Origin of the sequence: Buchnera aphidicola (Macrosiphum gaurae), assembly GCF_005080965.1 — a bacterium.
Classification (GTDB): domain Bacteria; phylum Pseudomonadota; class Gammaproteobacteria; order Enterobacterales; family Enterobacteriaceae; genus Buchnera; species Buchnera aphidicola_S.
The window spans coordinates 174,856-200,806 of the sequence record NZ_CP034867.1; the positions used below are offsets into that span (position 1 = coordinate 174,856).

Consider the following 25,951-nt stretch of genomic DNA (forward strand, 5'->3'; position numbering starts at 1 on the left):
TTTTATTGAGGATAATAATGCATGATTTCTTTATTTCACGGATTATTTGTATCATTAATATTATTTATTTTAGGTTTAACCTCTTTAATTGTTCGACGTAATATATTATTTATATTAATTGGTTTAGAAATAATGATCAATGCTGCTGGATTAGCATTGATTGTAGTTAGTAGTTACTGGCATCAAACAGATGGTCAAATAATGTATATATTTGCTATTACTTTAGCTGCATCGGAAGCTAGTATAGCTTTGGCATTATTACTTCAAATTTATAGACGTAAAAAAACATTAAATATTGATATTTTAAGTGAGATGAATGGATGAATATTATTTTTTTCATAACTTTATTTCCACTAATCGGGTTTTTATTTTTATCTTCTATTCAAGGTGTTATTTCTAGAAAAAGTACATTAAAAATAGGTATATTTTCTATATTTATATCATTTATTATAACCTGTTTTTATGGTACAAGTATTATTAAAAATAATGATCAAATTTTTACTCAGATATTGTGGAAATGGTTATGTATTAATGAATTAAATATTGATTTTTCTCTATCTTTAGATGGACTATCTTTAAGTATGTTATTTGTAATTACAGGAGTAGGGTTATTGATACATATTTTTGCTTCTTGGTATATGAGACACAAAGAAGGTTATTCACGTTTTTTTGCATATACTAATTTATTTATAGCAAGTATGTCAGTTTTAGTGTTAGCTGATAATTTTTTGTTTATGTATTTAGGATGGGAAGGAGTTAGTGTATGTTCTTATTTATTAATTGGTTTTTATTACACTGAATATAAAAATAATCTTTGTGCTTTTAAAGCTTTTATTTTAACTCGAATTTCTGATATTTTTTTAATTATTGCAATATTTTTAATATATAAAAAATACAATACTTTCAATTTTAAAGAAATTAAATTTTTATTAAGTTTTTTAAATATAGAAGATTTTTCTGATTTAAATATTATTACACTTTTTTTATTATTAGGTGTGATTGGAAAATCAGCTCAATTACCTTTACAAACTTGGTTGTCTGATGCAATGGTTGGTCCAAGTCCTGTTTCTGCTTTAATACATGCTGCTACCATGGTAACAGCAGGTGTTTACTTAATAGCTAGAACACATTTTTTATTTTTATTAACTCCTGAAATATTATATTTTGTAGCGTTTATTGGTACACTAACAATATTAATTGCTAGTTGTTCTGCTTTAGTTCAAAATGATATAAAACGTATTTTAGCTTATTCTACTATGAGTCAAATAGGATATATGTTTTTAGCTCTAGGAGTTAAGGCGTGGAGTGCAGCGATTACACATTTGATTGTACATGCTATTTTTAAAGCATTATTATTTTTATCTGCAGGTTCATTAATTCTATCATGTAAAAATGAAAAAAATATATTTAAAATGGGTGGTTTACGTAAAAAGTTACCTTTTTTATACATTAATTTCATAGTAGGAGGTGCATCTTTAATTTCTTTTCCTTTAGTTACCGCTGGATTTTACAGCAAAGGTAACATTTTATTTAATGTTTTACAGAGTGGCTATATGTATTTATTTTTAATCGCGTTATTTTGCTCTTTTTTAACAGCTATTTATACATTTAGAATGATTTTTATTATTTTTCATGGAAAAAATATTCATGCAGTTAGTACATCTAAAAATTTAGGACATAATGTTCCATTGTTTATTCTTTTGTTTTTTTCTACTGTATTTGGTTCTTACATATCACCACCATTATTATATGTATTTCCTTTATCTCATTTATTGATAGATAAAAAATTAATATTTGAAATAATATGCAGTATATTATCTATTTCTGGAATATGTTTCTCTTATTATTTCTGGATTCAAAATCCATATTGGATTAATAAAATTTTTAAATTTAGATTAATAAGATTTGTGTATTATTTTTTTTTAAAAGGATGGGGTTTTGATTGGTTCTATAATATGTCCTTAGTAAATTTTTATTTATATGTATCTAAAATTTTATCTTCTGATCCATTCAATAAAGTTGTTAATTGTTTTCTGAAAATCATTCACATATTCAATTTTTATTTGTTGAAAACTAGTAATGGTTATACAAGATGGTATGTAACTTCAATGATATTAGGTATAAATTTAATTTTTTTATTAATTTTATTTTATTAGTTTCATTTAAAATAGTATGTTCTATTAATAAATTTATATTTTCTAAAAAAATAATTCCATTAATTAAATAGTTATAGTGAATAATAGGAATATACGTGTAATGTTACTCTCTTTGTTAATTATCATTCCATTTTTTAGTAGTTTTTTTTCTTTTTTCTCTTATAGACTGCATAAAAATTTTCCTCGTTGGATTGCATTATCGGGAATAATTCTCACATTATTAATTGTCATTCAAATATTTATTCAAGAAGATGGTAATTTTTTTCAAAAAAGACATGATTTTCACTGGGATCATCAATTAATTATACCTTGGATATCAAGGTTTGGCATTGAATTTAACATTGCAATTGATGGTTTTTCTATCATCATGCTTATTTTCGCTTCTGTTTTATCGATAATAGCAGTTTTATGTTCATGGCATGAAATAAAAAAAAACGAAGGATTTTTTTATTTTAATTTCATGCTTGTTTTAACTTGTATTATTGGTGTTTTTATTTCTTGTGATCTATTTTTATTTTTTTGTTTTTGGGAAATCATGTTACTTCCAATGTATTTTTTAATTGCATTATGGAGTGATCAAACTGAAAAAAATAAAAATTTTCTTGCCGCTAACAAGTTTTTTTTATATGGACAAGTTTCTGGCTTAATACTCTTATCGTCTATTTTATTATTAGTTTTTAGTTATTATCAAAGTACTAATATATTAACTTTCAATTATAATTTATTGCTTGATACACCAATTAATCGATATATAGAATATATAGTTATGATAGGTTTTTTCTTATCATTTGCTATAAAAATGCCTATTGTTCCATTTCATGGATGGTTACCAGATATACATTCCCAATCAATTTCTTGTGGTTCAGTAGAAATTATTGGTGTTTTGCTAAAAACTGCTCCTTATGCTCTTTTACGATATAATTTAGTTTTATTTCCCCATTCAACAGAAAAGTTTTCTTTCATTGCGATGTTTTTAGGTCTGCTGAGTATTTTTTATGGAGCTTGGCTTGCTTTTTCTCAAACTAACATAAAACGATTCATTGCTTATTCTTCTATTTCTCATATGGGTTTAATTTTAATAGCTATTTATAGCAATAATGAAATAGCACTTCAAGGAGTAGTTGTTCAGATGTTATCAAATAGTTTGACTACTGCTGCTTTATGTATTTTATCTGGTCAAATCTATAGACGTTTTCAAACTCAAGATATGAAAGAAATGGGGGGTTTGTGGTCTTGTCTTTATTGGATTCCAGGTTTTTCTTTGTTTTTTTCCCTTGCAAATTTAGGAATTCCTGGAACAGGAAATTTTATTGGTGAATTTTTAATTTTGTCCGGCGTATTTCAATTTTTTCCATTTGTTTCTATATTAGCAACAATAGGTATTGTTTTTTCTTCTATTTATTCTTTGAACATGATTCAAAAAATTTTTTATGGTCCATACAAAAAAAAATTTTCAAATTTTTTTATAAAAAAACAAGAATTATGGATAATAATAGTATTGATATTTATGTTAGTTTTTTTAGGTTTATATCCACAAAAAATTATAGATCTTTCATATAATTTTATACACAATATTGAAAAAGAATTTAATAATTCTCTTCTAAAAATAAGGTTGTAATCAATAATGACAATAAACTTACAACAATTAACAGCATTACTTCCTTTGTTGATTATAATATTCACTGCATTAACAGTCATGTTATCTATTTCTTATAATCGAAATCATTTCTTTATTGCTGTTTTTAGTATATTAGGTTTTATATCTGCATTTTGTTCTCTATATTTATTGACTAAGATTGTTCCTATAGACATAACTTTTCTATTTTATATTGATAGTTATTCTATTTTATATATTGGAATGATTATGATTTCTAGTTTGTGTACATGTATTTTCGCATATCCATGGTTGTTAAAATATCCGTTTAATAAAGAAGAATTTTATTTGTTAATAATAATTTCAAATTTAGGCGCCATTTCATTAATTATATCAAATCATATGGCGGCATTTTTTATTAGTACTGAACTTATATCTTTACCAATTTTTGGTTTAATTGCTTATTCTAGTTATCAAAAACATTCTTTAGAAGCTTCATTCAAATACATTATTTTATCTGGTATTTCATCTAGTTTTTTACTGCTTGGAATTGCATGGATTTATTCTATTTCTGGAAGTCTTGATTTTTTATCAATACATCAAGTTTTTGATATTGTTTCTAAAAATGAAAAACTAGTAGTTTTATTTGGTACTTGTATGGTTCTTGTATCTTTATTTTTTAAATTATCAATTGTACCATTTCATTTATGGACTCCTGATATTTATCAAGGAACACCTACATCGGTATTATCTTTTTTTTCCACTACCAGTAAAATTGCTGTTTTTATTGGATTATTACACTTTTTTTTACGTATCTCTAATTTTAATAGTGAAACATTACATTTTATATTATTATTAATTACTATTTTTTCTATAGTAATTGGTAACTTAATGGCTCTTTTCCAGAAAAATATTAAAAGATTTTTTGGATATACATCAATATCTCAATTAGGATATCTTTTAATAGTATTATTTACATCTAAGAAGAATCATTTATTTTCTTTAGAAGCTAGTACAATATATTTGTGTAGTTATTTATTCAGCAATATAGCATGTTTTGGTATTATTAATTTAATTTCAAATTCAGATAAAAAATATAATATTGATTCATCAATACATTTATATCAAGGACTATTTTGGTCACAACCACTTTTATCTACTATATTTACTTTATCACTCCTTTCTTTAGCAGGTATTCCAATGACTTTAGGGTTTATTGGAAAATTTTATATTTTATCAATTATTATGCAAGAACATTTATGGATAATAGGTTTTTCTTTTCTGATTGGAACTGTTTTAGGTTTATATTGTTATTTAAGAATGATTCTGAATTTGTATTTAAAGCAAAAGAAATTATTTCAAATAGATTCGAAAATATATAAAAATTGGTTTTATACTCCTTCCGGAGTAGTAATATGTATTTCAGGAATAATATTATTAATATTAGGGATATATCCAAGTCCATTAATTAGCTTGATGAAATTAACTATATAATATTCATTTTTAAAATACGTGTAAATATTATATTGTCAAAATTGTTACTGATAAAAAAGATATGTTTAGAATATAGTTTTTCATATTTCGTAACTTTAGAGTATTTTTTCTCATTTTTGATAACATATAAAGTATATAATTGTATTTATAAGAAAAAAATTAATAATATTTAAAGTATTATTTTCTTTATGATTTTTTTTAGTTTTTTTATCTTGATTATTTTTTCATTATTGTGGCATATGGTTTTGTAAAATGAAGTTAGTAAAATTTCTAATTCAAAAGTTATATTATTTTCTATTAGTTATTCATTAGAAACATTGTTTTTAATAAATAATGTTCTTATGACGTTTTATTTTTTAAATTTTAAAACATTAATAAATTTTTAAAAATATTATTGTCTGTTTAGTATATAAAAAAAATTAGTACTACGTTCTATAATAATTTTTTTTACCATATTTTCTGTATTATTTTTTCTATATTGTATTTCGATTAAATATGTTTTTTCATATCTATTATTATTATAAAAAAACATTAAAATTAAATATAGATTACTAGTTTTTTAATTTTTATTTTTATAAAAATAATGCTTGAGAAATTCTGAAATATTAAAAACTTTATAATAATATTAATTGTTATAATAATAACATCTATAATTAGTAGCATTCCGTATTATAAAAAATATTAATATATTAATATTTTTACTCAACGATATAGTTATACATAAAAATTTTCAATTTTATTTGATATAAAAGATGCTAAAAGCGATATGTTTAATAAAAATTATTCTTTATCTATGTGGCTTAAATATTTAGAAAAATCAGATAGAAAAATAATATATGATCTTTCTGAAATAAAGTCTCTTGCAAAAAAGTTAGATGTATTAGATTCAAAAGCTTTTATTTTTACTGTTGCAGGGACTAATGGAAAAGGAACAACTTGCGCGATGTTGGAAAGATTACTATTAAATGCAGGTTATCAAGTAGGATTATACACTTCTCCTCATCTTATAAAATTTATCGAAAGAATACGGATTAATGGATTTTTTCTCAATGAAGAAGATTATATCTCCGCCTTTCAGAATGTAGAATCAGAAAGAAATGGTATTTTACTAACTTATTTTGAATTTATTACACTTGCTGCATTGATTTTATTTAAAAGATATTCATTAGATATTCTTATATTAGAAGTAGGATTAGGAGGTAGATTAGATGCTACCAATATTGTAGATTCTGATATATCTATAATAACTAATATAGGTATAGATCATACTTCTTTTTTAGGAACTGATCGTGCAAGCATTGCGCGTGAAAAATCTGGTATTTTTAGAAAAAATAAAATTTCTGTAATCGGCGAGGTAAATATTCCTGATTCTATGTATCAAATAGCTAAAGAAAAAAAAACAATATTAAAAAAAAATAATGTAGATTGGTCCTGGGAAAAACAAGATTGTTATTGGAATTTTTTTCATTCAGATATTAAGTTATATAATTTGCCTATTACTCAAATACCATTATCAAATGCAGCTATTGCATTAGCTGCTCTTTATTATTCAGGTATTAAAATTGATGAAAAAATTATAAGAGAATCTATTTCTAATGTTCAATTGTTAGGTAGATTTCAGATAATTTCTACTCGTCCTTACATTATTATTGATGTAGCTCATAATCCTGATGCTGCTTTTTATTTATCTAAAAAAATAGATGAAATTGATATAAAAGGGAAAATATATGCAGTAGTAGGTATATTAAACGATAAAGATATTTCAGGTATTATCAATCCTTTAAAAAGTAAAATTCATTATTGGTTTGCTGCACCTTTAAAAACAATTCGGACTGCCACTAAAAAGCAATTAAAAGATATTTTTCCCATTTATAATACATCTGTTTTAAATGATATTAATGAAGCTTATAAAAAAGCGTTGATATTAGCAAAAAAACAAGATGCTATTATAGTGTTCGGTTCTTTTTGGACTGTTTCAGAATTTCTTTCTTTAAATATACAAGTTTAAGTAACATAATAGATAAAAAATATGGTTTTGGAAAAATCTATGTTTCTACTAGATTATATTATTATTGCTACTGTTATTGTTTCGGTTTTTTTTGGCTTGTTACGTGGTTTTTGTCAAGAAGTATTCTCCGTTTTTTTTTGGTTTTTTAATTTTTATTTTTTTAATAAATATAATTATTTTAGTTCTTTTTTTAAAAATGCAATTCAAAATGTTTTTTTAAAAGATAAGATTTTAATATTCGTTATGATTATTTTTTTTTTGTTATAAGATATATTTTAAATTTTTTTATGAAAAAAATTATTAAAAAAATTAAATTGTCTTATTATAATATTATTTTAGGAGGGTTTTTTGGAGTATTGCGTAGTATATTATTGATATTTTTGTTTCTTTTTATTTTTAATTATTTTAATCAGAACGGTTATATATATTATATACATCATTCTATGCTAATCTCTATTCTTGTAATGTTTAAAAAGTATTTTTTATTATTTTTCAGTTTGTTTTAAAAACTAAGCACATTATTCATATTAGCATAAAATTATAGTGTGCTTAGAATTGCAGAGGTTTTAATAAAGTACATTTAATGTTCAAACATAGCAGAAATAGATTCTTCATTACTAATACGTCTTATTGCTTCTGCTAACATGCCTGCTAAGGTTAGTGTTCGTACATTTGGTAGTAATTCAATTTTTTTTGATAATGGAATAGTATCACATACAACAACTTCATCAATAACAGAATTTTTTAAGTTTATTGATGCGTCACCAGAAAAAACCGGATGTGTTGCATACGCAAAAACTCTTTTTGCTCCTCTTTCTTTAAGTGCTTCTGCGGCTTTACAAAGAGTACCCCCTGTATCTATCATATCATCTACTAAAATACAATCACGATTAGCTACATCCCCAATAATATGCATAATTTGAGATACATTAGCACGAGGTCTTCTTTTATCGATAATTGCCATGTCAGTATCATACAGAAGTTTAGCAATTGCTCTAGCTCTCACTACCCCGCCAATATCAGGAGATACAACAATTGGATTTTTTAGTTCTCTTTGGAGCATATCTTCTAAAAGAATTAAACTACCAAAAACATTATCGACAGGAACATCAAAAAAACCTTGTATTTGTTCTGCATGAAGATCTACTGTTAATACACGATCTACTCCAATACTGGATAGAAAGTCAGCTACTACTTTTGCTGTTATAGGAACTCGTGCTGATCTAACTCTACGGTCTTGACGAGCATATCCAAAATATGGTATTACTGCAGTAATCCTACCAGCAGAAGCTCTTCTTAAAGCATCTACCATTACAACTAATTCCATGATGTTATCATTGGTAGGCGAACAAGTAGACTGAATGATAAAAACATCCCCACCTCTTACATTCTCATTTATTTGAACACTTATTTCACCATCACTAAATCGGCCTACAGATGCTTTTCCTAAATTAATATATAATCGATTTGCGATAAATTTTGCTAGTTTGGGAATAGAATTTCCAGAAAAAAGTTTCATTTCAGGCATAAAGAACCTTTTTTGTTTTGAATTAGTAATCTTTTACATATTTAATTACAAAATATATTTTTTATTTAATATATATATTTTTTTTTATGAAGAGTTTTATGTAATGGTGAAATATTAACACTTTTTGCTATAAATCCTTGCATATTTTTAGGTAATAAAGAAAAAATTTTTTCTGCAGATTTCTTATTATTAAATTCAGAGAAAACGCAAGAACCTGTTCCAGTCATCCGTGAAGGGGCATGTGAAGATAACATGGAAATTAATTTTTTTATTTTAGTGAATTTTTTTTTCGCTATATTTTCAAAATCGTTCCTAAATGGTAGCATTAATAATGCTTGAATTGATTTTTTAGGTTTATCCTTTTTTAATAATGGACTAGAAAACATCTTTTTTGTTGAAATATGAATATGAGGATATACAACTAAATACCATTTTTCTTCTCGTATAACAGGAGATAATATATCTCCTATTCCTTCAATAATAGCTGTTTTGCCTGCAATAAAACCAGGTACATCTGCTCCTATTTTAACACTTAATAAGGCTAGTTCTTTTAATGTATATTTTGTATTCCATAACTTGTTTAAAACAATTAAAGTAGTTGCAGCATTAGACGAACCTCCACCTAGTCCACTTCCTATAGGTATTTTCTTTTTTAGAATTATTTTTGCTCCATAACTAAAATTACGTAATTTTCCATCAAATAGTGCTTTTTCTTTTAGTAAATTAGCAGCGATAATAATACTATTTTTTACATTTAGAAGGTTTTTTTTTTCGGTAAACAATTGAATACAACCTGTTTTATTAGCAATTATTTTCAATGTATCACCATAATTGAGAAATTGAAATAATGTTTGTATATCATGATACCCATCTTTACGCATTCCTGTTACATAAAGAAATAGATTAATTTTTGCAGGAGATAACCATGTATGAATCATTTGAAGTTTTATTTATTAATTTAAAATATTTTTTTATATTAGTTTTTATTAAAATTACATGAAAAAATTTAAAATGATATACTTGTTCTAGTATAGATATTTTAATTTTTATCGTTTTTAAAATTTATTAAATAAAAAAATATTTTTTATAATTTTAATAATATTAATAATACATTATTTGATATTAATTAAAAATTATTTTTAAAATATTCTGTCTAACAGAAGAAGGATTTTATGAATAATTCTATTTTAAACAAATTAAAATCTTTACGAGATCGTTATCAAGAAATTGAACTAATGTTAACTCAGAAAAAGATTATATCCGATCGAGATAACTTAAAAAGTTTATCTAAAGAATATTTAAAACTTTCTAAAATTATAAAATGTTTTGTTCAATGGGAACAATTAGAAGATGAGATTAAGAATGTTAATGTTTTATTAAAGGATATAGAAATTCAAGACATAGCTGAAGAAGAATTATTTCTTTTTAATAAAAAAAAGAAAAAATTAGAAAAAAAAATTAGTCAATTATTATTACCTGAAGATCCTAATGACGAACATAGTTGTTTTATTGAAATTAGATCAGCAACAGGTGGAGACGAATCTTCTATTTTTGCTGGCGAATTATTTAGAATGTATTTTCGATACGCTGAATATCATTCATGGAAAGTAGACATAATGAATGTCAGTGAAAGTGAAAAAGGAGGATTTAAGGAAATCATTATAAAAATTACAGGGAAAGGTGCATGTGGTCGTTTAAAATTTGAATCAGGTGGTCATCGTGTACAAAGAGTCCCAGAAACAGAATCACAGGGGAGAATTCATACATCTACTTGTACTGTTGCAGTTATGCCAGTTATTCCTGAAACTGAAAAAGAAGAAATTAATCCTTCGGATTTAAAAATAGATACTTTTCGTTCTTCTGGTGCAGGAGGGCAACACGTTAATACAACTGATTCTGCTATTAGAATAACTCATATTCCTACTGGTAATGTAGTAGAATGTCAAGATGAACGTTCACAACATAAAAATAAAGCGAAAGCCTTGTCTATTTTATCAGCACGTATTTATGCCGCCCAATTAGAAAAAAAACATCAAGAAAAATCTTCTATGAGAAGAGTTTTGTTGGGAACAGGTCAACGATCAGATAGAAATAGAACATATAATTTTCCTCAAAATAGAATTACAGATCATAGAATTAATTTGACTATCTATAAATTAGATGAAGTGTTACAAGGAAAATTAGATTTGCTTATTGATCCAATAACTCAAGAACATCAAGCAGATATGCTTGCTTCTTTATCTCAATCAGAGCTATGAATATTAAAAAATGGTTAGAAAAATCTATTAATAGATTATCTTCTGTTGATAATCCAAAATATGAATCTGAATTTTTATTGAGTTATGTTTCAAAATGCACACGTAGTTTTATTATTGGTTCTGATGATATCGAATTGACTCAGAAACAATATAAATATTTAAATTATTTAATTTATCGCAGATCTTTAGGAGAACCTATAGCTTATATAATAAAAGAAAAAGAATTTTGGTCTTTGTCTTTATATGTTTCATATGATACTCTTATTCCAAGACCTGATACAGAAATTTTAGTAGAAAAAGTATTATCTAAAATTAAGAGTAGTTCTGTTTTAATTCTTGATTTAGGTACTGGATGCGGAGCTATTTCTTTAGCTTTAGCAAGTACATGTTCTAGTTGGAATGTTATTGGTATTGATAAATCAGAAAAAGCTCTTACAGTAGCTAGAATGAATGCAGCTAAATTAAATATTAAAAATGTTACTTTTTTTTGTAGTAATTGGTTTTCAAATGTAAAAAATAAATTTAATATTATTGTAAGTAATCCACCATATATTAGTAAAAAAGAAATAAAATTTTTTAAAAAAGATATTTTTTTTGAGCCGTTGAATGCTTTGATATCTGATGATAATGGATTATCAGATATCAAAAATATAGTAAAAAACGCAAAAAATTATTTATTTCATGGAGGTTGGTTATTAATAGAGCATGGATGGAAACAAAAATTACAGGTACAAGATTTATTTAGACAATATAATTTTGTTGAAATAGAATCTTATCAAGATTATGGAGGCAACGATCGTGTGACAATCGGTAAAAAATATGATAAATAAAATTTTATAAAATAAAAAAATGTTTTATTAACAAAAATAAAAAAAAATGTTATATTTTAATATAAAATATGTATTAATTACATATAAAATTATACCATTTAAATTTATTTACTAATTTAAAAAAATACTACTATTACTAATAATATGAAAGCCATTTCTAATATTGATTTTTCTAAATTATCACTTTTTGAATCTATTATTATTGCTTCTCAAGCTATTCGAGAAGATTTTCCTTCAAATTGTGTTCTATCTGAATTAAAAAATAGAATAAAAGAAGCCGAGTCTTATATTTCATCTGAAAATGAACCTGATCGACAATTAGAAAAATTATTGGAATTATTTTATATTCACTGGAACTTTGGTGGTGCAAGTGGTGTTTATAATCTTTCAGATGCACTATGGATTGATAATGTTCTTAAAACACGAAAAGGTACTGCAGTATCCTTAGGTATTCTTTTTTTACATATTGCTCAAGAATTAAAATTGCCTTTAAATCCTGTTGTATTTCCTACTCAACTTATTTTAAGAGCAGATTGGATTAATAAGAAAAAATGGCTTATTAATCCTTTTAACGGAGAGATGTTAGATCAACATACATTAGAAGTCTGGTTAAAAGGCAATATTAGTCCCACGGCAGAATTATATGAAAATGATTTATACAAATCTGAATCTATTACTGTTATCCGAAAAATGTTAGATACATTAAAATCCGCATTAATGGAAGAAAAAAAAATGGAATTAGCATTAAATGTTACTAATTTATTACTTAAAATTGATCCGAATGATCCATATGAAATTCGTGATAGAGGTCTAATATATGCACAATTAGAATGTAATCATGTTGCTTTAACAGATTTAATCTATTTTGTAGAACATTGTCCTGAAGATCCAATTAGTGAAATAATTAAAATTCAAATTCATTCTATTGAACAAAAAAAAATTGTATTGCATTAAAATAATTTATGGTGTAACTGGCAAATTACGTTTATGTAACGTATCAAAGTATAATTTTTCAATAATTTTTTGATTTTCGAGGTTTATTTTTTTTCCTTCTAAATAAGAATCAATCATATTATATGTAACACCTAAAATAGATTCGTCATCTTGTTGAGGATGTTCATCTTCCAAATCTGCCATTGGTTTTTTTAAATACAAATGCTTTGGACAATTTAATTTTTTTAATAATAATTGAATTTGTCGTTTATTTAATTTGGCAATAGGATTTATATCTGTTCCGTTATCTCCATATTTTGTAAAAAATCCGGTTATGCTTTCTGCTGCATGTCCTGTTCCGACTACCAGACCCTTTTTTACTGCAGCAACGCTATATTGTACTTTCATTCTTTCTCTGGCTTTTTCATTACCTCTTATATAATCTGAGATAATAATACCTGCTTTTTTTAAAGAATTTTCACTGCTTAAAACTGCTTGTTTGATATTAATATTAAATACTTGATCTGGTTTTATAAAATTAATTGCATCTTGACAATCTATTTCGTCAGATTGAATGCCATATGGCAAACGTAATGCGATAAATTGATAATTAATGTCTTTTCTTTCATTTCTTAATGTTTCAGCAGTTATTTGACACAATTTAGCAGTTAATGTAGAGTCTTGTCCTCCACTAATACCGACTATTAAAGATTTTAGGTAAACATGATCAAGTAAATATTTTTTTAAAAAATCAACACAATTTTTGATTTCTATTTCTGGTATAATTACTGATTTTACTCCTAATGATTTAATAATTTTTTTTTGAAGTGTCATTTGGTTCTCCTATTTTTTAAAGAAGTGTAAATATTTTATATGAAATACTAAATGTATTTTTTAATTTTATTAAAACAGAAAAATGGATAAAAAATTGAATAGTTTAATTTTTGTATTAAATTGTGGTAGTTCTTCTATAAAATTTGCAATATTAAATCCTAATAATGAAAAAAAATATTTATCTGGTTTAGTGGAGTGTTTGTTTTTGTCAGAGACATATATTACGTGGCAGTGTCTAGGTGTAACATATAAAAAAAAAATAGGTTCAAAAATTAATCATGAAGCCGCCTTAAATTTTATTATAGATCAAGTTTTATCAGAAAAAAAAGATATTTTAAAAAATTTAATAGGTATAGGACATAGAGTAGTTCATGGGGGAACTAAAATAAAAAAATCAACTTTGATTGATAATAATATTATACAATGTATTCAGGATGCAGTTTGCTTTGCTCCATTGCATAATCCAGCTAATTTAATTGGTATTAAAACAATTATAGAAAAATATCCTAGTTTATCAAGAAAAAATGTAGCGGTTTTTGACACATCTTTTTATCAAAATATGCCTGAAACTTCTTTTCTATATGCAATTCCGTACAATTTTTATAAGAAATACGGTATTAGACGTTATGGTGCTCATGGTACTAGTCATAATTATATTGCTCATAAAACTTCTGTCATATTAAATAAAGAATTCAAATCTTTAAATATTATAACATGTCATTTAGGTAATGGAACTTCTATTTCTGCTATATGCAATGGAATATGTGTAGATACTTCAATGGGATTAACTCCTCTAGAAGGATTAGTGATGGGAACTCGAAGCGGGGATTTAGATCCTTCAATTATTTTTTTCATGAACAAAATACTTGATTTGAGTATTGATGAAATTGAAATAATTTTAAATAAAAAATCAGGACTATTAGGCTTAAGTGGTATTAGCAGTGATTTTCGCTATTTTGAGAAAAATTATAATTATAAAAAAGATGCTACAAGAGCTGTAGATATTTTTTGTCATCGTTTATCAAAATATATTGCTTCTTATATAATCTTAATGGAAAATCGTTTAGATGCTGTTGTTTTTACTGGTGGAATTGGTGAAAACGTGCCTTTAATTAGAGAATTAACTCTTTCCAGATTATCTATATTAGGTTTTAAAATTGATTTAGAACTAAATTTATCTATGACAGCTGGTAGATCGGGAATAATAACTAAATGCACTTCTCGTCCAGTTTTTGTAGTTCCGACAGACGAAGAGTTAGCAATAGCTCAAGAAACTAATAATATAATTAATATAAAATAGTTATTTTCTAGTATTTTATTATGTTTATATGTCATAACAGGATAATTATGTCACGTATTATAATGTTAACTCCTCTAGATTCAGATATTAGTTTGACTTCAATAAGTTTGAGTATGATTGATTTTTTCAATAAAAACAAATCTGAAAAAAAATCTATTCCATCTATATTATATTTTTCTTTTGTAAAAAATTTATTAGACGATACATCATTAATTATTAAAAGATATTTTTCAAAAATTGTTCATGTACTAGACGATATAGATTTTTCTGAAATTTTTTTTAACTCTTCTGAATATTTATTGTTATCAAATAAGATCATAGAAGAATGTTATAAAAATAAGTTTTTATATCAATTTATTTTAATTGAAGGTATTAATAATAATCATAACGTTAATTTTAAAGAAATTAATCATGACATTTCTCAAAATTTAAATGCAGAAGTGATATTGGTATCAAATTTAGAAAATTCTTCTTCAGCATGTATTGAAAAAAAAGAAAAACAAATAAATTTACTTTTAAAACAAAAAAAATATAAAAATATTTTAGGTGTAATCTTTAATAAGATTAATTCTCCTTTTATAGAAAAAAAATATGATTTTACAGAAAAACTAAAATTTTTAAAAAAAATAAAATGTAAAAAAAAAATAGTTGGTCTGAAAGCAGTATTTAGAAATATTTTTTTTCCAATTATAGCTTGTATTCCTTGGAATAAAAATATTATAAAAACACATGTAATAGATCTTTTTAATTTTTTAAATGTGAAACAGATTAATTTAACGCAAAAAAAAACTCACATTATAGAAGAAATAATTATATTTGATGAAAGTTTTCTAAACATGTTAAATAAGAATTATTTAAATGCTTTAATAATAATTTCTTTTAGTCGTATAGATATTTTTATAGATATTTTAAATTTAAATTCCAATTTGTACAGTAATAAGATTAAATGTATTATTTTGACAGGAGTATTAAAATCAAGAAAATATATTATTTCTTTATGCGAGGTTTTAATTAAAAAATCTATTTCTGTTCTTTTTACAGAAAGTAGTACAATAGATATTTTATCGCAATTGCAAAAATTTAACTTTAATATTAAGGTAAAAGATTTAATATATATTAAAAAGTTACAAAAATATATTTCTAGTTTTTTTTGTCATACTTCCATTATGGTTTCTAAAAAAAAGTATAATTGCAGCGTGATGTATTCACCAAAAGAATTTTGTTATACTTTAAAAACGTTATCAAAAAAAAGAAATAAACGTATTATACTACCTGAATCATATGAAATAAGAATACTAAAAGCTGCTGCAATATGTTGTGATTCTAATATTGCTCAATGTGTATTATTAGGAGATCCCAAAAAAATATATAGTATAGCAAATGAACAAGGTATACATTTAAATAAAGATATTGAAATAATTAATCCTGTTTCAATAAGGCAAAAATATGTTCCTCGTCTTTTAGAAATTCGCAGAGACAAAGGTATAAGTGAATTTTCCGCAAAAAAACAATTACAAGACAATACTGTTTTAGCTACTCTAATATTGGAATCTAAACAAGTAGACGGATTAGTTTCTGGATCAGTAAATACAACATCTAACACTATACGTCCAGCATTACAAATCATTAAAACTAATCCTGAGAGTTTATTAGTGTCATCTATTTTTTTTATGTTACTACCAAATCAAGTTTTTATTTATGGCGATTGTGCTATTAATGTTAATCCTACTGCAGAAGAATTAGCGGAAATTGCAATTCAATCTGCAGATTCAGCAAAAATTTTTGGAATAGAACCACGTGTTGCTATGCTATCTTATTCAACTGGTTGTTCTGGATTCGGATATCAAGTTGACAAAGTAAAAGAAGCTACTTTTATCGTTAAAAATAAAAGACCTGATTTAATTATTGATGGTCCTATACAGTATGATGCAGCAGTTTCAAAAAACGTTTCTAAATTAAAAGCCCCTTGTTCACCAATTAAAGGATCTGCAAATGTATTTATTTTTCCAGATTTAAATTCCGGTAATATAGCTTATAAAGCTGTTCAGCGTTCTTCAAAAATAGTTTCTATTGGTCCGATGTTGCAAGGATTAAGACAACCGGTAAATGATTTATCACGAGGTGCTTCGGTAGAAGATATTGTTTACACTATTGCATTAACATCAATTCAATCTTAATAAAAATATATTTTATGAAATAAAACAAATACATTTTTCATATTTTAATTACAATATTTCCATTTGGTTGACAACAACATGGAAATATTTCTCTTTCTTTAAATAAAGCAGCTATAGGTTGTTTTTTAAAGTAGAATATTTTTCCTTTAATTAATTCAATTCTGCACATTCCGCAATATCCAGATCGGCACTGATATTCTATATTTATATTGTTTAATTCTAAAACAAATAATAAAGATTTTTTTTTTTATAAATAATTTTTTTTTGGATATTTATTATTTCAATAATAGTATAAGTCATTTTATAATTTAAATTTTTTAAATTCATTATTAGATATTTCTGAATCAATCTGACCAACTAAATAAGAACTGATTTCTGTTTCTTGAGGAGCAGTTTGTATATTATCAGAAGTTAACCAATTATTAATCCAAGGAATAGGATTAGATTGTTTTGTAAAAGGCATTGGAAAACCTATTGCATGCATACGCATATTTGTAATATATTCTATATATTGACAAAGAATATCTTTATTTAATCCTAGCATCGAACCATTCTGAAATAAATATTCTGCCCATTTTTTTTCTTGTTGTGCAGCTGAAATAAAGATATTAATAGCTTCTTCTTTAGATTCTAAAATTATATCTTTCATATCCTCGTTATTTTTTATATTACTTAAAATATTTAAAATATGTTGAGTTCCTGTTAAATGTAACGCTTCATCACGTGCTATCAATCTTATAATTTTTGCATTACCTTCCATTATCTCTCTTTCTGCAAATGCAAATGAACATGCAAAACTAACATAAAATCTAATTGCTTCTAAAACATTTACACTGATTAAGCATAAATATAATTTTTTTTTGAGCAAACGTAAATTGATATCAATCTTTTTTCTATTTACCGAATGCATACCTTCACCAAATAAATGCCAATAGCTAGTTATTTTTATTAGTTCATCATAATATATAGAAATATTTTGAGCACGGTCATTAATATTTTTATTTGAAATAATATCATCAAATACTAAAGATGGAGAATTGACAATATTTCTAATTATATGAGTATAAGAACGTGAATGGATGGTTTCTGAAAAAGACCATGTTTCAATCCATGTTTCTAGTTCAGGAATAGAGATAATTGGCAAAAAAGCTATATTAGGGCTTCTTCCTTGAATAGAATCAAGTAAGGTTTGATACTTTAAATTACTAATAAAAATATGTTGTTCATTATTAGGCAAGTTTTGAAAATCTATTCTATCTCGAGAAAGATCTATTTCTTCAGGTCTCCAGAAAAATGATAATTGTTTTTCAATCAATTGTTCAAAAATATTATACTTTTGTTGATCATATCTAGCAATATTTACAGATTGTCCAAAAAACATAGGTTCTTTAAGTTGATTATTTTTTTTTTTTGAAAAAATTGTATAAGACATATTATTATACCTAATGATAAATTAAATGTTTTAGCACGTATTTTTTTAAATACCTATATTTTTTATTTTTATATAATACATGAACCACTTTCGCAAGTATTTTCTGTTATAGATTCAGACATAATGTTTTGATGTTCTTCAGAACCATCTCGAGTATTTTGATAATATAGTGTTTTTAAACCAAGTTTATAAGATAATAGAAGGTCGTAAATAAGTTGCTTCATAGGGATTTTATTATTTAAAAATCTTTTTGGATCATAATGAGTATTTACTGAAATAGATTGATCGATAAATTTTTGCATAATACCTGTGAGTTGAAGATATCCTGTGTTATTTGGTATATCCCAAAGCAATTCATATTGTGATTTTAATTTTTTATATTCAGGAACAACTTGACGCAATATTCCATCTTTTGATACTTTAATGCTAACAAAACCTCTTGGTGGTTCAATGCCATTTGTTGCATTAGATATTTGAGAAGATGTTTCTGAAGGCATCAAAGCAGATAATGTTGAATTTCTTAGACCATATTTTTTAATTTTATAACGTAATACATTCCAGTCTAAATGTAGCGGTTCATTACATATAGCATCAATATCTTTTTTATATGTATCTATAGGTAATTTCCCTAAATAATAGTTAGTATGATGAAATAAAGAACATGCTCCTTTTTCTTTTGCTAATTCACAAGATGCTTCTAATAAATAATACTGCATTGCTTCAAAAGTTTTATGTGTTAAATTTTTTGCGCTACCATCTGAATAACGTACTTTATTTTTAGCTAAATAATATGCAAAATTAATTACACCAATGCCTAAGGAACGTCTAGAAATAGCTGACTTTTTCGCTGCTAGTATTGGATAATTTTGATATTCTAATATTTCATCTAATGCACGTACAGATAATATAGATAATTCTTTAAATTCATTAAGATCTTTAATTGTTCCTAAATTAAAAGCTGACAATGTACACAGTGCTATTTCTCCATCTACATCATAGATATCATTTAACGCTTTAGTAGGTAATGTAATTTCTAGACATAAATTAGATTGTCTTATTGGAGATAGTTTTGGATTAAATGCACTGTGTGAATTGCAGTGATCTACATTTTGTATGTAAATACGTCCAGTAGAAGTTCTTTCTTGCATCATCAATGAAAATAGATCTAATGCTTTGATTGTTTTTTTTCTTATTTTTTTGTTTTTTTCATACTGCAGATATATTTCTTCAAATTTCTTTTGATCAGAAAAAAATGCTTCATATAAGTCAGGAACATCAGAGGGGCTAAATAATGTTATTTGATCTCCTGATAACATCCTTTGATACATTAATTTATTAATTTGAATAGCATAGTCGATATGACGTACTCTGTTTTCTTCAATTCCTCTGTTATTTTTTAAAACCAATAAACTTTCAACTTCAAAATGCCATATTGGATAAAAAATAGTTGCAGCTCCGCCTCTAACACCTCCTTGAGAACAGGATTTTACAGCACTTTGAAAATGTTTATAAAAAGGTATACAACCAGTATGAAATGCTTCTCCATTTCTAATAGGGCTTCCTAACGCCCGAATTTGTCCAGCATTAATTCCAATACCAGCACGTTGAGAAACATATTTGACAATAGAACTTGTTGTAGCATTAATAGAATTTAAATTATCAGCACATTCAATTAAAACACAGGAACTAAATTGACGAGTAGGTGTTCTAACTCCAGACATAATGGGTGTTGGTAGTGAAATTTTAAAAGTGGATATGGCATTATAAAAGCGATGGATGTAATTCATTCGAATATTTTTGGCATATTGAGCAAATAAACATGCAGCTATTAAAATATATAAAAATTGTGCACTTTCATATATTTTTCCACTTATGCGATTCTGTATTAAATATTTTCCTTCTAACTGTTTTACTGCTGCATATGAAAAATTCATATCTCGCCAATGATCAATGAAAGAATTCATTTGTAAAAATTCTTCATAAGAATAGTTCTTTAATAAATTTTTATCATATTTCCCTAAAAGAACCATTTTTTTTACATGATCATATAGTTGAGGTGGTTCAAATTGACCGTAAGCTTTTTTTCTAAGATGAAAAATAGCTAATCTTGCAGCCATATATTGATAGTCTGGTGTATCTTGTGAAATGAGATCAGCTGCAGCCTTTATGATAGTTTCATGAATATTAATAGTAGTGATATTATTATAAAACTGAATACGAGAACATAATTCAACTTGTGACACAGATATATTATTTAATCCTTCAGATGCCCAATTTAATACTTTATGAATTTTATCTAAATTAATTTTTTCTTTTCTTCCATCACGCTTAGTAACAAACAGACTTTTTTTCATAATGAATTTAACTTATTGTAAAGAGTATAAAAAATTTTTGTTTTTATTTAATTATTAATATATATTAGATGTTTTAAGAGATAAATATATTTTTTTTTTTATATAGGTTCTACAATTTTTTGTAAAGCAACAACTTTTTCATTTTTTGAAGTTCTTATCAATATTACACCTTGTGTGTTTCTTCCTAATACTCCTACTTCAGAAACCCTAATTCTAACTAATGTTCCTGCATTAGTAATCATCATGATTTGATCTTTTTCTACAACCTGAATTGCTCCAATGATTTTGCCATTTTTTTTTGTGATTTTAATGGAGATAACGCCTTGAGTAGCACGTGATTTTATAGGAAAATCACTAATTTTTGTACGTTTTCCATAACCATTTTTAGTTGCTATTAAAATACTTCCTTTATTTTTTGGTACGATTAAAGAAACAACTTTATCATTTTTTTTAATTTTAATACCTTTCACGCCAGATGCAGTTCTGCCCATAGTTCGAACACTTTTTTCTAAAAATTGTACTACTTTACCATTTTGTGTAAATAACATGATATTATTGTTTCCATCAGTTAAAGCTACTCCAATCAGTTCATCGTTTGCATGTAAATTAATAGCGATAATTCCTGCAAGTCTAGGTTTTTTAAATTGGTTCAAAGAACTTTTTTTTACTATTCCATGTGCTGTAGTCATAAAAATATTAAGATCATCTTTGTATTCATGAACTGGTAATATAGCTGTAATTCTTTCTTTGGGACTTAAAGGTAATAAATTAACTATAGGTCTTCCTCTTGCATGTCTACTAGATTCTGGTAATTGGTAAACTTTCATCCAATATAGAATACCACGACTAGAAAAACATAATATGGTGTCGTGTGTGTTTGCTATTACTAAACTTTCTATAAAATCTTCTTCTTTTATTTTTGCAGCTGATTTTCCTTTTCCACCCCGTCTTTGAGCATTATAATCAGAAAGAGGTTGATATTTTACGTATCCCGAATGAGACAGTGTGACTACTACATCTTCTTGATTAATTAAATCTTCAATATCAATATCAGCATGATTTTCAATAATTTCTGTACGTCTTGTATCACTAAAATTATTTTTTATAGACAATAATTCCGATTTAATAACATTAAACATACGCTTTGGATTTTCAAGTATTTCTTTTAATTCCTTAGTTTTTCTTATTAAATCACTATGTTCAGCAATAATTTTTTTCTTTTCTAAATTAGTTAATTTATGTAAACGTAAATCTAATATAGCTTGTGCTTGTTGTTCAGTAAAAAAGTATTCAGGTTTTTTTTTATCTACATAATTTTCTTCTTGTAAATAATCATGTTTTTTTATCGTTTCAGATATCCATTTTTTTTTGATTAAAAAATTTTTTGCATCTGCCGGATTTCCTGATTGTTTTATTATTTCAATAATTACATTAATATTTATTACAGCAGTGTTTAATCCTTCAAGGATATGTATACGATTACGTATTTTATTTAATTCAAAAATACTACGTCTTGTAATAATTTCTTGTCTATGAAATAAAAAATGTTTTAATATTTCTTTTAAAGATAATGTTTTTGGTTGTCCTTGACATAAGGCAACCATATTAATCCCAAAAGATATTTGCAATTGAGTTAAAGTATATAATTGATTTAAAATTATTTCAGATACTGCTTCTTTTTTAATTTCTATAACAATTCTCATTCCATCTTTATCAGATTCATCACGTAAAGCAGTAATTCCATCAATTCTTTTGTCTTTTACTAATTCTGCTATTTTTTCAATTAAACGTGATTTGTTTACTTGATAAGGTATTTCGTCAAATATAATAGATTCTTTTTTATTTTTATTATTTTTTTCAATTTTATTTCGTGCTCGAATATAAATTTTTCCTTTTCCTGTGCGATAAGCTTCTTCGATACCTGATTTTCCATTTATAATCCCTGCAGTTGGAAAATCTGGTCCTGGAATATACTTAATTAATTCATTTAGAGTAATATCATTGTTATCAATATAAGCTAAGCATCCATCAATGACTTCATGTAAATTATGAGGTGGAATATTTGTGGCCATTCCTACAGCTATACCTGATGATCCATTTATTAAAAGATTAGGTATTTTTGACGGTAGTATTTCTGGAATATATTCAGTTCCATCGTAGTTTGGTAAAAATTCAACAGTATTTTTTTCTAAATCACTTAATAGTTCATGAGCTATTTTAGACATCCGAATCTCTGTATATCGCATTGCTGCTGCCGAATCTCCATCTACAGAACCAAAATTTCCTTGACCATCTATAAGCACATAACGTAATGAAAATTTTTGAGCCATACGCACTATGGCATCATATACAGCAGAATCTCCATGTGGATGATATTTTCCTATAACATCGCCTACTACACGAGCAGATTTTTTATATGTTTTATTCCAATCATTATTTAATATATACATTGCAAAAAGTATTCTTCGGTGAACAGGTTTCAAACCATCTCGAACATCTGGTAAAGCTCGGCCAACTATTACAGACATAGAATAGTCTAAGTAAGAGCTTTTTAACTCTTCTTCAATATCGACTTGTATGATTTCTCGTGCCGGATCTTTCATATAAACTTTTATCTCTTTCATGAAAAACAATCAAATTAAGTTAAAAAGTATAACATAATTAAACTATTAGATGCATATAAACAAAATCATTCTTTAGGGCAAAGTAATCCTACTTGTCATAAAAAATATTTTTTTTTATATTGTTTATTTGAAACGAAAGTATTATGATAAAATAATTATAGTTTTATAATAAAAATTATTAATAATATTAAAAATATAATAGTTTATTAACTTGACTTAAAAATGAGATCTTATTATGAAAGATGAAGAAAAAAATTTAATAGAAAATTTATTTCATCGTTTAAAAGAAACTGAATTAAACTCTTCTGAAAGAGATGAATCAGCAGATCATTTAATTCAAAATTTAGTGAAAAAACAACCAGCTTCTTCTTATTATATGACTCAAACAATATTGGTTCAAGAAACAGCTATAAAAAAAATGAGCATGAAAATTGAAGAATTAAAAACAAAAATAAAAGCATTGAATAGAGAAGAATTAAATAAAAAACCAAGTTTTTTATCTGGTTTTTTCAAAAAGAATCCTTCTTCTCAACTATCATCTAATGATAGCAATATATGGCAAAAAAAAACAGATATACTGCCAAATAATTATTCGAATACAACTAGTTTACCTGTTAATCAATCATTTCCGACAACAAATAGTAATGGTAATAGTAGTAGAAGCGGTAGTTTTCTTAGTAGTGCATTACAAACAGCAACAGGCGTAGCAGGTGGTATGATTTTAGGTAACATGTTAATGAACGTTTTTAACCATACGAAACCAGAACAAGATATATTTGATACTGTTAATGAATCATCTTTAGATCACCATGCTGAAGATAACTTTTTCAATAATAACTCTCATAACAATGATCTAATCAATTATGAATATGATCAATCAGATATCAATAGAAATGAACTAATTTCAGAAAACGTTAATGATGATATCTATAATACAGACGACGATATTGATGATGATAACTTTATTTAAACGTGTTTATTACTTTAATTATTAAAACTGACTGCATCTGTTATAATATAAAATATAGATCGAAAAATAAAGCCAGCATAAAATATTTTTTTTGCTGACTTTAAGTTTTTTTAAGAATATTTACTTAAATATTTAGCAACTCCTTCTGAAGAAGGCGCAATACCTTTTTCTCCCTTGTTCCAATTAGCAGGGCACACTTCACCAAATTTATTATGAAAATCTATAGCGTCTACCATGCGTATCATTTCTTTTATGTTTCTTCCAAATGGTAGATCATTTACAACTTGGTGACGTACAATCCAATTAGAATCAATTAAAAATGAGGCTCTCAGTGCTACACCAAGATTTGGATGTTCAATGCCATAAGATTTCTGAATGCTATGTTTTATATCAGATACCATAGGAAATTTTATTTTTCCAATTCCACCATTTTTAGGTAGTATTTTTTGCCATGCCTGATGAACAAAAATACTATCAATTGACACACCTACAATTTTAACATTTCTTTTTTTGAATTCTGAATATAGCGTATTAAATTCTATAATTTCAGATGGACATACAAAAGTAAAATCCATTGGCCAGAAAAATAGTATAATTGATTTACCATTAGAATATTTTTTAAGATCAAACTGTTCAACAATTTCATTATTTTTTAAAATTGCTGGAGCTATAAAGTTAGGAGCATTTTGTGTTACTAGAACCATTTTTTTTCCTATTATGTTATATTGTGAAAAGAAGATTTTTATTAAATTTTTATTAAAAACGGTAATTAAAAATGAATATGATTCGAACTTGGAAAAATGTTCTATTTCAAGAAAAAAAAAAGATATTTTATTGATATAATCAAATTTCTTAAACAAGAACGTTTAAATAAAATAATTTACCCAGAACAGAAAAATATATTTAATGCATTTTTTTTAACTCATTTTAATGATATAAAAGTTGTTATTCTTGGACAAGATCCATATTTTTCTGAGAATCAAGCACATGGTTTATCATTTTCTGTACCGAAAAATTCTACTATACCACCTTCTTTAAAGAATATATACAAAGAGTTAAATAGTGATTTTAAAAAAAAACATAGTTTTAATCATGGATGTCTTGAAAACTGGGCTCATCAAGGTGTTTTTTTATTAAATACTATTTTAACAGTTGAATCAGGAAAACCAAAATCACACAGTAATATTGGATGGACTATTTTTACTGATAAAGTAATTTCTACAATTAATTTATATAGAAGTTCTATTGTTTTTTTGCTATGGGGGCATGATGCACAAAAAAAATCTCATTTAATTAATGAAGATAAGCATTATATATTAAAAACATCTCATCCTTCTCCTTTATCAGCACATCGAGGTTTTTTCGGATGTAAACATTTTTCTTTAGCTAACAAAATATTAATTGAAAATAAAAAAAAACCGATTAATTGGTTTTGTATTTAAAAAATAAAGAATTTTCT

At 25.4% G+C, this 25,951-nt stretch carries 19 protein-coding genes and 2 pseudogenes; 13 read left to right on the plus strand and 8 right to left on the minus strand.

The genetic code is table 11. The features are described from left to right. Positions 1 to 21 precede the first annotated feature (21 nt). The 6 genes from nuoK to D9V72_RS00845 all read left to right on the plus strand — a co-directional run bounded on the left by nuoK (position 22) and on the right by D9V72_RS00845 (position 7,758). Entirely contained in the window at positions 22 to 324 is a 303-nt protein-coding gene (nuoK, locus tag D9V72_RS00815; RefSeq protein ID WP_158354633.1) for an NADH-quinone oxidoreductase subunit NuoK, read from the plus strand. Beyond that, positions 321 to 2,156 carry an NADH-quinone oxidoreductase subunit L gene (gene nuoL / locus D9V72_RS00820; protein ID WP_158354634.1) on the plus strand — a complete coding sequence of 612 codons (1,836 nt, stop codon included), beginning with the start codon at positions 321 to 323 and terminating at the stop codon, positions 2,154 to 2,156. The genes nuoK and nuoL overlap by 4 nt, the downstream gene beginning before the upstream one ends. Before the next feature lie 100 nt (positions 2,157 to 2,256). Then, entirely contained in the window at positions 2,257 to 3,774 is a 1,518-nt protein-coding gene (gene nuoM, locus D9V72_RS00825) for an NADH-quinone oxidoreductase subunit M (protein ID WP_158354635.1), read from the plus strand. A gap of 6 nt (positions 3,775 to 3,780) precedes the next feature. Next, positions 3,781 to 5,244: an NADH-quinone oxidoreductase subunit N gene (locus D9V72_RS00830; RefSeq protein WP_158354636.1), complete on the plus strand. Its 1,464-nt coding sequence runs from the start codon at positions 3,781 to 3,783 to the stop codon at positions 5,242 to 5,244. A gap of 766 nt (positions 5,245 to 6,010) precedes the next feature. Beyond that, entirely contained in the window at positions 6,011 to 7,252 is a 1,242-nt protein-coding gene (folC, locus tag D9V72_RS00835; protein ID WP_158354637.1) for a bifunctional tetrahydrofolate synthase/dihydrofolate synthase, read from the plus strand. 287 nt (positions 7,253 to 7,539) lie between these two features. After that, positions 7,540 to 7,758 carry a CvpA family protein gene (locus D9V72_RS00845; RefSeq protein WP_158354641.1) on the plus strand — a complete coding sequence of 73 codons (219 nt, stop codon included), beginning with the start codon at positions 7,540 to 7,542 and terminating at the stop codon, positions 7,756 to 7,758. 74 nt (positions 7,759 to 7,832) lie between these two features. On the opposite strand, the gene D9V72_RS00850 is transcribed toward D9V72_RS00845, so the two are convergent. Next, on the minus strand, positions 7,833 to 8,780 hold the full coding sequence (locus D9V72_RS00850; protein WP_158354643.1) for a ribose-phosphate pyrophosphokinase: 948 nt from the start codon (positions 8,778 to 8,780) through the stop codon (positions 7,833 to 7,835). 65 nt (positions 8,781 to 8,845) lie between these two features. Beyond that, positions 8,846 to 9,718 carry a 4-(cytidine 5'-diphospho)-2-C-methyl-D-erythritol kinase gene (gene ispE / locus D9V72_RS00855; RefSeq protein ID WP_158354645.1) on the minus strand — a complete coding sequence of 291 codons (873 nt, stop codon included), beginning with the start codon at positions 9,716 to 9,718 and terminating at the stop codon, positions 8,846 to 8,848. A 234-nt stretch (positions 9,719 to 9,952) separates the two neighbouring features. Between ispE and prfA the strand changes: the two genes are divergently transcribed. The 3 genes from prfA to sirB1 all read left to right on the plus strand — a co-directional run bounded on the left by prfA (position 9,953) and on the right by sirB1 (position 12,822). Next, a complete protein-coding gene (prfA, locus tag D9V72_RS00860; protein WP_158354647.1) occupies positions 9,953 to 11,038 on the plus strand; it encodes a peptide chain release factor 1 in 1,086 nt (361 codons plus the stop codon). Next, positions 11,035 to 11,868 carry a peptide chain release factor N(5)-glutamine methyltransferase gene (gene prmC / locus D9V72_RS00865; RefSeq protein ID WP_158354649.1) on the plus strand — a complete coding sequence of 278 codons (834 nt, stop codon included), beginning with the start codon at positions 11,035 to 11,037 and terminating at the stop codon, positions 11,866 to 11,868. The genes prfA and prmC overlap by 4 nt, the downstream gene beginning before the upstream one ends. Positions 11,869 to 12,012: 144 nt before the next feature. Further along, on the plus strand, positions 12,013 to 12,822 hold the full coding sequence (gene sirB1, locus D9V72_RS00870) for an invasion regulator SirB1 (protein ID WP_158354651.1): 810 nt from the start codon (positions 12,013 to 12,015) through the stop codon (positions 12,820 to 12,822). 6 nt (positions 12,823 to 12,828) lie between these two features. Here sirB1 and nadE read toward each other — a convergent pair whose 3' ends face one another. Further along, the gene (nadE, locus tag D9V72_RS00875; RefSeq protein WP_158354653.1) at positions 12,829 to 13,635 is read right to left on the minus strand and encodes an ammonia-dependent NAD(+) synthetase; all 807 of its coding nucleotides are present in this window, start codon (positions 13,633 to 13,635) and stop codon (positions 12,829 to 12,831) included. Between the two features lie 82 nt (positions 13,636 to 13,717). On the opposite strand from nadE, the gene D9V72_RS00880 reads away from it, so the two are divergent. Both D9V72_RS00880 and pta read left to right on the plus strand, forming a co-directional pair. After that, a complete protein-coding gene (locus D9V72_RS00880) occupies positions 13,718 to 14,935 on the plus strand; it encodes an acetate kinase (RefSeq protein ID WP_158354655.1) in 1,218 nt (405 codons plus the stop codon). A gap of 47 nt (positions 14,936 to 14,982) precedes the next feature. Further along, a complete protein-coding gene (gene pta / locus D9V72_RS00885; RefSeq protein ID WP_158354657.1) occupies positions 14,983 to 17,112 on the plus strand; it encodes a phosphate acetyltransferase in 2,130 nt (709 codons plus the stop codon). 37 nt (positions 17,113 to 17,149) lie between these two features. On the opposite strand, the pseudogene yfaE reads toward pta, so the two are convergent. The 4 genes and pseudogenes from yfaE to gyrA all read right to left on the minus strand — a co-directional run bounded on the left by yfaE (position 17,150) and on the right by gyrA (position 23,501). Beyond that, positions 17,150 to 17,412: pseudogene (gene yfaE, locus D9V72_RS00890) on the minus strand (class I ribonucleotide reductase maintenance protein YfaE). 1 nt (position 17,413) lies between these two features. Then, positions 17,414 to 18,544 (minus strand): class Ia ribonucleoside-diphosphate reductase subunit beta, encoded by a 1,131-nt coding sequence (gene nrdB / locus D9V72_RS00895; RefSeq protein ID WP_158354659.1) that lies wholly within the window; start codon positions 18,542 to 18,544, stop codon positions 17,414 to 17,416. A gap of 68 nt (positions 18,545 to 18,612) precedes the next feature. Continuing rightward, positions 18,613 to 20,898 carry a class 1a ribonucleoside-diphosphate reductase subunit alpha gene (nrdA, locus tag D9V72_RS00900; RefSeq protein ID WP_158354661.1) on the minus strand — a complete coding sequence of 762 codons (2,286 nt, stop codon included), beginning with the start codon at positions 20,896 to 20,898 and terminating at the stop codon, positions 18,613 to 18,615. 98 nt (positions 20,899 to 20,996) lie between these two features. Next, the gene (gene gyrA, locus D9V72_RS00905; protein WP_158354663.1) at positions 20,997 to 23,501 is read right to left on the minus strand and encodes a DNA topoisomerase (ATP-hydrolyzing) subunit A; all 2,505 of its coding nucleotides are present in this window, start codon (positions 23,499 to 23,501) and stop codon (positions 20,997 to 20,999) included. A gap of 256 nt (positions 23,502 to 23,757) precedes the next feature. Between gyrA and D9V72_RS00910 the strand changes: the two genes are divergently transcribed. Further along, a complete protein-coding gene (locus tag D9V72_RS00910; protein WP_158354665.1) occupies positions 23,758 to 24,492 on the plus strand; it encodes a DUF2076 domain-containing protein in 735 nt (244 codons plus the stop codon). Between the two features lie 110 nt (positions 24,493 to 24,602). Here D9V72_RS00910 and D9V72_RS00915 read toward each other — a convergent pair whose 3' ends face one another. After that, complete coding sequence (locus D9V72_RS00915; RefSeq protein WP_158354667.1) at positions 24,603 to 25,196, minus strand: peroxiredoxin; 594 nt, start codon at positions 25,194 to 25,196, stop codon at positions 24,603 to 24,605. Positions 25,197 to 25,273: 77 nt separating this feature from the next. On the opposite strand from D9V72_RS00915, the pseudogene ung reads away from it, so the two are divergent. Next, positions 25,274 to 25,934 (plus strand): annotated as a pseudogene (ung, locus tag D9V72_RS00920) (uracil-DNA glycosylase). Positions 25,935 to 25,951 lie beyond the last annotated feature (17 nt).